The organism is Pseudomonas sp. SED1 (assembly GCF_034044025.1).
GTDB lineage: Bacteria > Pseudomonadota > Gammaproteobacteria > Pseudomonadales > Pseudomonadaceae > Aquipseudomonas.
This window is the reverse complement of the sequence record NZ_JAXCIS010000174.1, coordinates 1-10,818: the sequence shown is the minus strand read 5'-3', so window position 1 is coordinate 10,818 and position 10,818 is coordinate 1. Positions and strand designations below refer to the sequence as shown.

The 10,818-nt window shown below is 62.6% G+C and carries 11 protein-coding genes; 8 read left to right on the top strand and 3 right to left on the bottom strand.

What is annotated here, in order from left to right:
• Positions 1 to 69: 69 nt before the first annotated feature.
• From SNL23_RS21895 to SNL23_RS21885, 3 genes are all read right to left on the bottom strand, one after another.
• On the bottom strand, positions 70 to 1,005 hold the full coding sequence (locus SNL23_RS21895; protein ID WP_318303490.1) for a FecR domain-containing protein: 936 nt from the start codon (positions 1,003 to 1,005) through the stop codon (positions 70 to 72).
• Positions 1,002 to 1,520 carry a sigma-70 family RNA polymerase sigma factor gene (locus tag SNL23_RS21890; protein ID WP_167664399.1) on the bottom strand — a complete coding sequence of 173 codons (519 nt, stop codon included), beginning with the start codon at positions 1,518 to 1,520 and terminating at the stop codon, positions 1,002 to 1,004. Before SNL23_RS21890 ends, SNL23_RS21895 begins: the two co-directional genes overlap by 4 nt.
• A gap of 92 nt (positions 1,521 to 1,612) precedes the next feature.
• Positions 1,613 to 2,554 (bottom strand): LysR family transcriptional regulator, encoded by a 942-nt coding sequence (locus tag SNL23_RS21885; RefSeq protein ID WP_318303488.1) that lies wholly within the window; start codon positions 2,552 to 2,554, stop codon positions 1,613 to 1,615.
• Between the two features lie 116 nt (positions 2,555 to 2,670).
• Here SNL23_RS21885 and SNL23_RS21880 point away from each other — a divergent pair, with 116 nt between their 5' ends.
• The 8 genes from SNL23_RS21880 to SNL23_RS21845 all read left to right on the top strand — a co-directional run bounded on the left by SNL23_RS21880 (position 2,671) and on the right by SNL23_RS21845 (position 10,591).
• A complete protein-coding gene (locus SNL23_RS21880) occupies positions 2,671 to 3,966 on the top strand; it encodes an MFS transporter (RefSeq protein ID WP_076016684.1) in 1,296 nt (431 codons plus the stop codon).
• 15 nt (positions 3,967 to 3,981) lie between these two features.
• A complete protein-coding gene (gene rhmD / locus SNL23_RS21875) occupies positions 3,982 to 5,166 on the top strand; it encodes an L-rhamnonate dehydratase (protein WP_063029975.1) in 1,185 nt (394 codons plus the stop codon).
• Between the two features lie 11 nt (positions 5,167 to 5,177).
• A complete protein-coding gene (locus SNL23_RS21870) occupies positions 5,178 to 5,978 on the top strand; it encodes an HpcH/HpaI aldolase/citrate lyase family protein (protein WP_318303486.1) in 801 nt (266 codons plus the stop codon).
• A gap of 10 nt (positions 5,979 to 5,988) precedes the next feature.
• Positions 5,989 to 7,422, top strand: a complete 1,434-nt coding sequence (aldA, locus tag SNL23_RS21865) for an aldehyde dehydrogenase (RefSeq protein WP_318303484.1) — start codon at positions 5,989 to 5,991, stop codon at positions 7,420 to 7,422.
• Between the two features lie 70 nt (positions 7,423 to 7,492).
• Positions 7,493 to 8,398 (top strand): amidohydrolase family protein, encoded by a 906-nt coding sequence (locus SNL23_RS21860; protein ID WP_318303483.1) that lies wholly within the window; start codon positions 7,493 to 7,495, stop codon positions 8,396 to 8,398.
• A complete protein-coding gene (gene rhaM / locus SNL23_RS21855) occupies positions 8,374 to 8,694 on the top strand; it encodes an L-rhamnose mutarotase (RefSeq protein WP_318303482.1) in 321 nt (106 codons plus the stop codon). Before SNL23_RS21860 ends, rhaM begins: the two co-directional genes overlap by 25 nt.
• A 40-nt stretch (positions 8,695 to 8,734) precedes the next feature.
• Complete coding sequence (gene rhaT / locus SNL23_RS21850) at positions 8,735 to 9,793, top strand: L-rhamnose/proton symporter RhaT (protein ID WP_167664405.1); 1,059 nt, start codon at positions 8,735 to 8,737, stop codon at positions 9,791 to 9,793.
• A 27-nt stretch (positions 9,794 to 9,820) separates the two neighbouring features.
• Positions 9,821 to 10,591 carry an SDR family NAD(P)-dependent oxidoreductase gene (locus SNL23_RS21845; protein ID WP_076016689.1) on the top strand — a complete coding sequence of 257 codons (771 nt, stop codon included), beginning with the start codon at positions 9,821 to 9,823 and terminating at the stop codon, positions 10,589 to 10,591.
• The last annotated feature ends 227 nt before the right edge of the window (positions 10,592 to 10,818 follow it).

Sequence of the window (10,818 nt, the reverse complement as noted above, 5' to 3'; positions counted from 1 at the left end):
CGCTGTAAGAGCGGAACCATAAGCAGCCGTTACCTAAATAACGGATATGTACCCAGCTCACAGATCGCATCAAACAACCGCTTCAGGCGGCACCAACGTCACCCAATACCGCGTACGAAACCGCACCTCCAGCGCCATCGTCGACGCCAGCAACGCAAGAATACGATCCGTATCCGCCAATTGAAAACTCCCAGTCACCCGCAACCTCTCCAGGCTCGAGTCCCACCGCATCACCCCTGGCCGATACCGCTCCAACTCCCGCAAAAAATCACCCAACAGCTGGTTCTGCGCAGTCAGCACACCGTCGCGCCAACCCAATTGCAACGCATCAAACCCCACCGCAGCACCCATCCCCGACGCCTGCAACCGAGCCTGCTGCCCACCTTGCAATGTCGCCATCTGCCCACGCAGGTCCTGCACCTGCACTACGCCCTTGAGCACTGACACCAAACACCCGGATGACAACTGCCGCACACACACTTCAGCCTGACTGACGATCACCTGGCCATAACGCGCCTGCACCGTCAGCGCACCACCCCCCGGTACCGTCAACGCCATCTCCCCTTCCACCAGCGTCACACGGCGCCGGGTCGCATCCACATCCACCGCACTCGCGGTATTCAATTGCAGGCTACTGCCATCCGCCAGCGTCACCCGCCTGCGTTCACCGGTGGCGGTGTGCAAGTCAGCACGCCATGCATCGATCGGCAATTGCCGGCTAAACAACCACGCAGCCGGCACCAACGCCGCCACCCCCAACGCACGCTTGAGCACCGCACGCCGACCCGGTTGCGGGCGATCAAGGCTGGCCATGGCCAATGCCGGAGGCAAGTCGGTAAAACGCTGGCGCAGTAACTGGGCTTTTTGCCAGATCTGTTCGTGTTGAGGATGGCTGTCACGCCACTGCTGCAGGCTGGCATGGTCACGCTCGGTGGCAGTACCGGATTCCAGCAACGCCAGCCACTGTGCCGCCGCACGGGCAAGATCCGGCGCGGTACGGCTCACAGTTCCACCAGCAGGCAATGCTCATAGGCCTGGGCCATGTAGCGTTTGACCGTACGCTCGGAAACCTGGAGCCGCTCGGCGATCTCGCGGTAGCCCAGGCCTTCCAGCTGGCTCCAGAGAAACGCGCGGCGTACCACCGGTGGCAAACCATCGAGCAACTCATCCAGGGCTTGCAGGGTTTCCAGCAGCAACCAGCGCTGTTCCGGTGACGGCACGCAAGCTTCCGGCAAGTGCATCAACGCATTGAGGTACGCCTGTTCCAGGCTGCGCCGCTGATGAAAATTCACCAACAGCCGCTTGCCCACGGTCACCAGGTAAGCCCGGGGCTCCTGCAATTGCGCAATCGGCTGGGCGCTGGCCAGCACCCGCAGGAACGTGTCCTGGCTCAGGTCGGCGGCATCCCACGCGTTGCCCAGACGGCGCCGCAACCAGCTTTCCAGCCAGCTGCGGTGGTCGCGGTACAAGCTGTGAAGACTCGGTTCAGTGAGGTGCGTCGGCAATACAGCATCATTCATGGCAAGTAACCTGCGCGGCGCGAGTCAGTCTCAAATGAGATTCATTCTATTTAATATCCCGCCGGCATACCACGTTCTTTTGCACAGGATGTTTAAAGCATCGCGGCCTTTTGCCTGAGCATGTCGATAAACATCCCCAGTTCGCGACTCACCGGGTCACCCCGGCGCAGCAGCATGCCGAACGGTGCGAGCTGCACCTCCAGCGCCACCGGCAGTGCGACCACCAGGCCCATTTTCAGGTAATCCCGCAGGGCACTTTCCGAGAGCACCATGATCGCGTCGGTCAGTTGAATCAGTTGCTGCATGGAATACACCGAGCTGCATTCGATGATGTCTGCCGGCTGCGGTAACGCAAGGCGTTGCAGCGCTTCGTCGAAGCCGATGCGCGCCGGGCTGGTTTCCGGTTGCAGGATCCACGGCCAGTCGCTGACCAGCTCCGTCAACGCCAGGTCATCACGCTGGGCCAGGGGATGGCCGGCGTGCACCACCACCAACAAACGCTCGTTGCCCAAGGGTTCGAAGGTGTAATGCTCGCTGTCGGTGGCGGCATTGCGCCGGGCGATGGCCAGGTCGATGCGGCCTTGTTCCAGCAACTGGATCACCTGGTCGCTGGTGTCGCCCATGATGCGAATGCGCAGTTGGGGATTGAGTGCCTTGATCTGGGCGATGGAGTCCATCACCAGGTCCGGGGCCGCGCCCATGATGGTGCCAATCGACAAGTAGCCATAACCGCCCTGTTGACGCGCCATCAGGTCTTCGGCGCAGCGGTCGAGGCCACTCAGCGCCGACTCGGCAAAGCGGATCAACTCCTTGCCCAGCGCCGTCGGGCGCATGCCCCGGGGCAGGCGCTCGAACAGGTCACAGGCAAACATGTCCTCGATCTCGCGCAACATGCGCGTCGCCGCCGGCTGCGACATGTTCAGGCTTTGGGACGCACGGTGCAGGTTCTGGCTGGAACTCAAGGCCACCAGCATGTGCAGATGCTTGTAGCGCAGGCGGTTGAACAGGCTGCGGGAGATCAACGGACTACTCATTTTTATCCTTGTTATCGATACCCTGAGGTTATCAGTTGTAAGCGAGATTCGATTTGTAGCGCATGGATTGAGCGCCGTACAGTCCTTCCCATAAGAACAAAACACCGGACTGAACAATGAAGACCCTGCCCGCACCTCTGCTCGCCAAAATTTCCTGGCGGCTGCTGCCCTTCCTGCTGTTGATGTACATCATGGCCTTCCTCGACCGCGCCAACGTCGGGTTCGCCAAACAAGCCTTCCAAGCCGACACCGGCCTCAGTGACGCCGCCTTCGCCTTTGGCGCCGGGGTGTTTTTTGTCGGCTATGCGCTGCTGGAAGTGCCGAGCAACCTGATCATGCATCGCGTCGGTGCCCGCCTGTGGATGTGCCGGATCATGGTCAGTTGGGGCCTGGTGTCCGCCGCCATGATGTTTGCCCACAACGAAACCAGCTTCTACGTGTTGCGCTTTCTGCTGGGCGTGGCCGAAGCCGGATTCTTCCCCGGCGTGATCCTCTACCTCACCTACTGGTTCCCCTCCGCCGTGCGCGGCAAGGCCATGGGTTTCTTCTACTTTGGCGCGCCCCTGGCCTTCATCTTCGGCAGCCCGTTGTCTGGCTTGCTGCTGGAGTTGGACGGGTTCTCCGGACTGCACGGGTGGCAATGGCTGTTCGTGGTGGAAGGCCTGATGGCCACCGCGGTTGGCATCTGGGCCTATTGGTACCTGGACAACCGCCCCGCCGATGCCAAATGGCTGAGCGTTGCAGAGCGCCGCCAGATCCAGGACCTGCTGGACCGCGAAGACCAGCAAAAAACCTCCCACGGCCGCAGCCTGCTCACGGTGCTGTGCCAGCCCAGCGTGCTGTACCTGTGCCTGGTTTACCTGCTGATCCAGGCCAGCGTGTACGGCGTGGTGTTCTATTTGCCCACCCAGGTCGGCGGATTGCTGGGGACCAAGGTCGGCTTGATGGTGGGCCTGGTCTCGGCGATTCCGTGGGTCTGCGCGCTGTTCGCCGCGTGGTGGATTCCCGGCTACTCCGACCGCACCGGCGAGCGCCGCAAAACCGCTTCCCTGACCCTGTTGATGGCCGCCGCCGGGATCGCCTGCTCAGTGACCTTCGCCAACCCGCTGCTGGGCATGCTCGCCCTGTGCTTTGCCGCCTCGGGCTTTATCGCCGTGCAACCGGTGTTCTGGACCTTCCCTTCCAGCTACCTCGCCGGCAGCGCAGCGGCGGCCAGCATTGCCCTGATCAACTCCTTCGGTGCCCTCGGCGGGTTTATCGCCCCGGTGCTGAAGAACTGGGCAGAAACCGCCTTTCACTCCCCTGCGGCCGGCCTTTACCTGCTGTCCGCCACCACCGTACTCGCAGCGTTGCTGGTACTCGGTATCCATTCCCCAGGCCAAAAAGCGACGAACACGCCGGCCACTGTTTAATCAAGGAGTCACACCATGGGCAACCTCACTATCAAGCACGTCCGCGCCTTTGTGCTGCGCGGCGGCGGCGCGGACTACCACGACCAGGCAGACGGCCACTGGATCGACGATCACATCAGCACCCCCATGAGCAAATACCCCGAGTACCGCCAGAGTCGCCGCAGTTTCGGGATCAACGTACTCGGCACACTCGTGGTGGAAATCGAGGCCAGCGACGGCACCGTCGGGTTCGCCGTGACCACCGGTGGCGAGCCCGCCGCGTATATCGTCGAGAAGCACCTGGCGCGCTTCCTGGAAGGCGCACGCGTGACCGATATCGAGAAAATCTGGGACCAGATGTACCAGTCCACCCTGTACTACGGCCGCAAGGGCCTGGTGATCAACACGATTTCCGGTGTCGACCTGGCGCTGTGGGACCTGCTCGGCAAGATCCGCCAGGAACCGGTGCACCAGTTGCTCGGCGGCGCGGTGCGTGACGAATTGCAGTTCTACGCCACCGGCGCCCGCCCCGACCTCGCACAGAAGATGGGCTTTATCGGCGGCAAGATGCCCCTGCACTACAGCCCGTCGGAAGGCGAAGAAGGCCTGCGCAAAAACCTCGAGGAACTGGCGACCATGCGCGAGCGGGTCGGCCCGGACTTCTGGCTGATGCTCGATTGCTGGATGAGCCTGGACCTGAACTACGCCACCAAACTGGCGATCGGCGCCCATGAATACGGCCTGAAATGGATCGAAGAAGCGCTGTCGCCCGACGACTACTGGGGCTATGCCGCCCTGCGCAACAACGTGCCCAAAGGCATGTTGGTCACCACCGGCGAACACGAAGCCACCCGTTGGGGCTTTCGCATGCTGCTGGAGATGGGTTGCTGCGACATTATCCAGCCGGATGTGGGCTGGTGCGGCGGCCTCACCGAACTGGTGAAAATCTCGGCCCTGGCCGACGCCCATAATGCGCTGGTGGTGCCCCACGGCTCGTCGGTCTACAGCTACCACTTCGTCGCCACCCGCCATAACAGCCCGTTCGCCGAGTTCCTGATGATGGCGCCCAAGGCCGACGAAGTGGTGCCGATGTTCCACCCGCAACTGCTCGGTGAACCGGTGCCGGTGAATGGCCGCATGCGCCTGTCGGTGCTCGACAAGCCCGGGTTTGGCGTGGACCTCAACCCCGATTGCCAACTGCATCGTCCGTATAACCGCTGAGGACTCCTGCCATGAACATGCCCCACAACGCTTTCAAGGCCGCGCTGCGTAAAAACGCCGCGCAATACGGGATCTGGGCCGGCTTCGCCACCGCCTACGCCGCCGAGATCGTCGCCAGCACCGGTTACGACTGGATGCTGATTGACGGCGAACACGCTCCCAACACCGTGCCCAGCGTGCTCAACCAGCTCCAGGCCGTGGCGCCCTACGCCACTGCGCCGGTGGTGCGTGCGGTGAGCAGCGACGCCAACCTGATCAAGCAACTGCTGGACGTCGGTGCGCAAACGCTGATGATCCCGATGGTCGAAACCGCCGAGCAAGCCCAGGCCCTGGTGCGTGCGATGCGTTACCCGCCCCACGGTATTCGTGGCGTTGGCGGCGGCCTGACCCGCGCCACCCGCTGGGACGGCGTGGCCGACTACCTCAATACGGCCCATGAACAGCTGTGCCTGATCGTGCAGGTGGAGTCGCGCCTGGGGGTGGAAAACGTCGCGGCAATTGCGGCGGTGGAAGGCGTGGACGCGGTATTTATCGGCCCCGCCGACCTGTCTATCGGCCTCGGTCACGCTGGCAATCCCGGGCACCCCGAGGTGCAGGAACGCATCCAGCACGCGGTCAACGCCACGCTGGCGGCCGGCAAGGCCTGCGGCATTCTCGCCCCCAACGAAGACGACGCCCGCCGTTATCAAGCCTGGGGCTGCCAGTTCATTGCGGTGGCCATCGACATCAGCTTGCTGCGCCAGGGTGCCATGGCGACCCTGGCCCGCTACCGCCCCGCCGCCGACGCCAAAGCACCGTCACGTACCTACTGAGGAGCCAAGCATGTCATCCGTACCGGTCTACCAGAACTTCATCAACGGCCGCTTTACCTCAAGCAATGCGCACCTGGATGTATTGAACCCGGCCACCGGCGCCCTGTTGTCGAAGGTCCCGGCGTCCACCTCCGAAGACGTCGACCAAGCCTTGGCTGCCGCGCGTCATGCGCAAAAAGACTGGGCGCGCAAACCGGCGATCGAACGTGCCGGGCACTTGCGCCGCATCGCCGCCAAGCTGCGGGAAAACGTCGCCCACCTGGCGCGCACCATCACCCTGGAGCAAGGCAAAGTCAGCGGCCTGGCGGAAGTGGAAGTCAACTTCACCGCCGACTACCTCGACTACATGGCCGAGTGGGCGCGTCGCATTGAAGGCGAGATCATCACCAGCGACCGCCCCAATGAAAATATCTTCCTGTTCCGCAAACCCCTGGGTGTGGTGGCCGGCATCCTGCCGTGGAATTTCCCGTTCTTTTTGATCGCCCGCAAGATGGCCCCGGCGTTGCTCACCGGCAACACCATCGTAATCAAACCCAGCGAAGAAACGCCGAACAACTGCTTCGAGTTCGCCAAACTGGTGGCCGAAACTGACCTGCCAGCCGGGGTGTTCAACGTCGTGTGCGGCGACGGCCGTGTGGGAGGCGCACTCACCGCCCATAAGGGCGTGGACATGATCAGCTTCACCGGCAGCGTCGCCACCGGCTCGCGGATCATGGCTGCTGCGGCACCGAATATCACCAAGCTCAACCTGGAGCTGGGCGGCAAGGCGCCTGCCATTGTCCTCGCCGATGCCGACCTGGACCTCGCGGTAAAAGCCATTCGCGACTCGCGGATCATCAACAGCGGCCAGGTGTGCAACTGCGCCGAACGGGTGTATGTGGAGCGCAAGGTGGCCGACCAGTTTATCGAGCGCATCAGCGCCGCGATGGCCGCCACCCGCTACGGCGACCCCATCGCCCAGGCCGATGTGGAGATGGGCCCGCTGATCAACCGCCAAGGCCTGGACAGCGTCAATCGCAAGGTACGCACCGCCTTGAGCCAGGGTGCATCGCTGGTCACCGGCGGGCAGATCGCCGACCTGGGCCAGGGTTTTCACTTCCAGCCGACGGTATTGGCCGGTTGCCACGCCGACATGGAAATCATGCGCGAAGAAATTTTTGGCCCGGTGCTGCCGATCCAGATTGTCGACGACCTGGATGAAGCCATCGCCATGGCCAACGACTGCGACTACGGCCTGACCTCCTCGATCTACACCCGCGACCTGGGCAAGGCGATGCAGGCAGTGCGCGAATTGTCGTTCGGCGAGACCTACGTCAACCGCGAGAACTTCGAGGCGATGCAAGGCTTCCATGCCGGCGTGCGCAAATCCGGAATCGGCGGCGCCGATGGCAAGCACGGCCTGTATGAGTACACCCATACCCATGCGGTGTACCTGCAGGGCTGAGGTGGTGCAACGGGCCCTGGCGCGGTAGCGTGCGGGTCCTTCCCTATCCATTCTTCCGAAGGATTGCGCAATGCCTCTTACCCCTTACAGCGGCCCGATCATCGACAGCCATTTGCACCTGTTCGACCCGCGCCGCCCCCAGGGCATTCCCTGGCCCGAGCCGGGCAACGCGCTGTATGCCGCGCATTTGCCGGCGGATTATTGGGCGCTGGCAGGCGAACATAACGTGATTGGCGCCATTGCCGTGGAAGCCAGCCCGTGGCGCGACGATAACCGCTGGTTGCTGGAGACCCTGCGCAGCGATCCACGCATGCTCGGTTTCGTCGGCAACCTTGACCCGCTGCACGGCGACTTTGCGGCTGATCTGGATGCCTTGGCCGATGAGCCGCTGTTCCTCGGCTTGCGCTACGGCAACCTGTGGGACCGCGATTTGCTAGAAGACCAGGCGCGCCGCGGATTCATCGACGGCCTGCGCCGGCTTGCCGAATGCGGGCGCGGCCTCGACAGCGCCAACCCCAATCCGCGCCTGATCAAAGGGCTGCTGCACCTGAGCAACGCCTTGCCCGAGCTGCGCATCATCGTCGATCACCTGCCCAATGCCAGCGTGCCCGCCGGTGAAGAATCGGCCTATCACGCAGACCTGATGCGCCTGGCAGAACGGCCCAATGTGTTCGCCAAACTTGCAGAAATCCCTCAGGTCGGTCCACGTGGATTGATCACCGACCCGGCGTTCTACAACGACCGCCTGGCCGTGCTGTGGGAAGCCTTTGGCGAAGACCGTTGCTTCTTCGGCAGCGACTGGCCCAACAGCGATCAACTGGCCAATTTCGCCACCACCCTGGGCCTGGTGAAAGCCTGCATGGCGAGCAAATCCGAGGACGTACAGGGCAAGTTCTTCCTGCACAACGCGGTGCGCATCTACAGCCCCACGCCACCCCACGGAGGCCAGTCATGCAGACCCGAGCTTTTCGCATGAACCTCAACCCCGGCCAGCACGCCGAGTACCGTCGACGCCATGACGAGATCTGGCCCGAACTGGCCCAGGCCCTGCGCGATGCCGGCGTGGTGGACTACCGGATCTTCCTCGACGAGGCCAGCAACGCCTTGTTCGCCGTGATGACCCACGAAGACCAGCACGGCCTCAACGCGTTGCCGGGCACCGCGCTGATGCAACGGTGGTGGCAGTACATGCAAGACATCATGCCCAGCCATCCGGACGCCTCGCCCGTCAGCGTGGATTTAATCCCGATGTTCAGCCTCACCCCAGGCTGAAACAGCGCGCGACCACAACAATAAAAAAGGATTCGACTACGTGGAAATCATTCTCTTCGGTGTGATTCTGCACTTCATCGGCGGCTTCGCCTCCGGCAGTTTCTACATCCCTTACAAGAAGGTCCGCGGCTGGGCCTGGGAAAGCTACTGGATCACCGGTGGCCTGGTGTCATGGCTGATCGTGCCGCTGATTGCCGCGCAACTGACCGTGCCCGGTTGGGTCGACATCCTGCGCCAGGCCGACAGCAGCACCCTGCTCTGGACCTACCTGTTCGGCGTGCTCTGGGGCATCGGCGGGCTGACCTTTGGCCTGACCATGCGTTACCTCGGACTGTCCCTGGGCATGTCACTGGTACTGGGCCTGACGTCGGCCCTCGGCGCCTTGATGCCGGCGCTGTACCGCGACCTGTTCACCGACGCCACCGAAGGCACCCTGACCTCGATGCTCGCGTCTCAGGGCGGACATTGGGTGCTGTGGGGTGTAGCGGTTTCACTGGTGGGCATTGCGGTGTGTGGCAAGGCCGGGTTGATCAAGGAACGGGAAGTGCCGGAGGCGGTGAAGTTTGCCAGCATCAGCGAGTTCTCGGTGGCCAAGGGCATGCTGGTGGCGGTGATCTCCGGGGTCTTGAGCGCGTGCTTCAGCTACGGCATTTCCGCCGGTCGCCCCTTGGCAGCAGCGGCCGTGGAGCACGGTGCCAATAGCCTGTTCCAGAACAACGTGACCTTCATGGTGATCATGTGGGGTGGCCTGACCACCAACGGCATCTGGTGCCTGTGGCTGAACTGGCGCAACCGTACGTTCCACAACTACACCGACCGCAGTACGCCGCTGCTGGGCAACTACCTGTTGGTGGCGTGTGCCGGCACCCTTTGGTTCCTGCAGTTTTTCTTTTACGGCATGGGCGAAAGCCGCCTGCAGAACGACGCCAGTTCGTGGGTGTTGCACATGTCTTTCATCATCATCGTGTCCAACTGCTGGGGCCTGTATTTCCGCGAATGGCAGGGCACCAGCGCCACCAACAAAGGCGTATTGGTCGCGGGTATCGCGGTGATTCTCGGCGCTATCGCCATGGTTGGTTACGGCAACTATCTCGGCTGAGGCCGCTTGTTTTCCAGGAGTCCACTTATGTTACTTGCAGACAAAACCGTGATTATTACTGGCGCCTCCCGTGGTATTGGCCGCGCCGCCGCCCGGGAATGTGCACGCCAGGGTGCCCGCGTGGTGATCGGCCACAGCGGCAGTGGCCAGGGTACTGAAGCGGCATTTTCGTTGATCGAGGAGATCAAGGCGTTCGGTGGCCAGGCGGTGGAAGTGGGCGGCGACGCGGCCGACCCGGACACCGGTGACAAACTGGTAGCCGGCGCGCTCAAGGCATTCGGCAGTGTGGATGTGTTCGTCAACAACGCCGGAATTTGCCCGTTCCACTCGTTCCTCGACATGCCGCGCGAGGTGTACCTGAAGACGGTCAACACCAACCTCAACGGCGCCTACTTCGCCGTGCAGGCGGCGGCGAACCAGATGAAAAACCAGGGCACGGGTGGCGCGATTATCGCGGTCAGTTCCATCAGTGCGCTGGTGGGCGGCGGGATGCAGACGCACTACACGCCGACCAAGGCCGGGCTGCATTCGTTGATGCAGTCCTGTGCGATTGCGCTGGGGCCTTATGGGATTCGCTGTAATTCGGTGTTGCCGGGGACGATTGCTACCGACATCAACAAGGAGGATTTGGCGGATGAGGAGAAGCTGGCGTACATGACTTCGCGTACGCCGCTGGGGCGCCTGGGTGAACCCGACGATGTTGCGGGGCCCATTGTTTTTCTTGCTTCGGATATGGCGCGGTATGTGACCGGGGCTTCGTTGCTGGTGGATGGGGGGTTGTTCGTCAACTTGCAGTAGCTGGTGGGGGCGTATCCGTTATTTGGGGGTTTGGGTGTATATCCGTTGTTTAGGTAACGGCCACTGTTGGTTCCGCTCTTACAGCGGCTCACTTTTGAACAGCGCAAAAGTAAGCAAAACGCTCTTGCCCCACCACTCGGCACCTCGCTTGGGCTCGGTGTGCCCGCACTCCGGCAGCACGAAGCGGGCCGCCTCGACGGGGCGTCCCTGCCCCGTCGCGGCTAAAC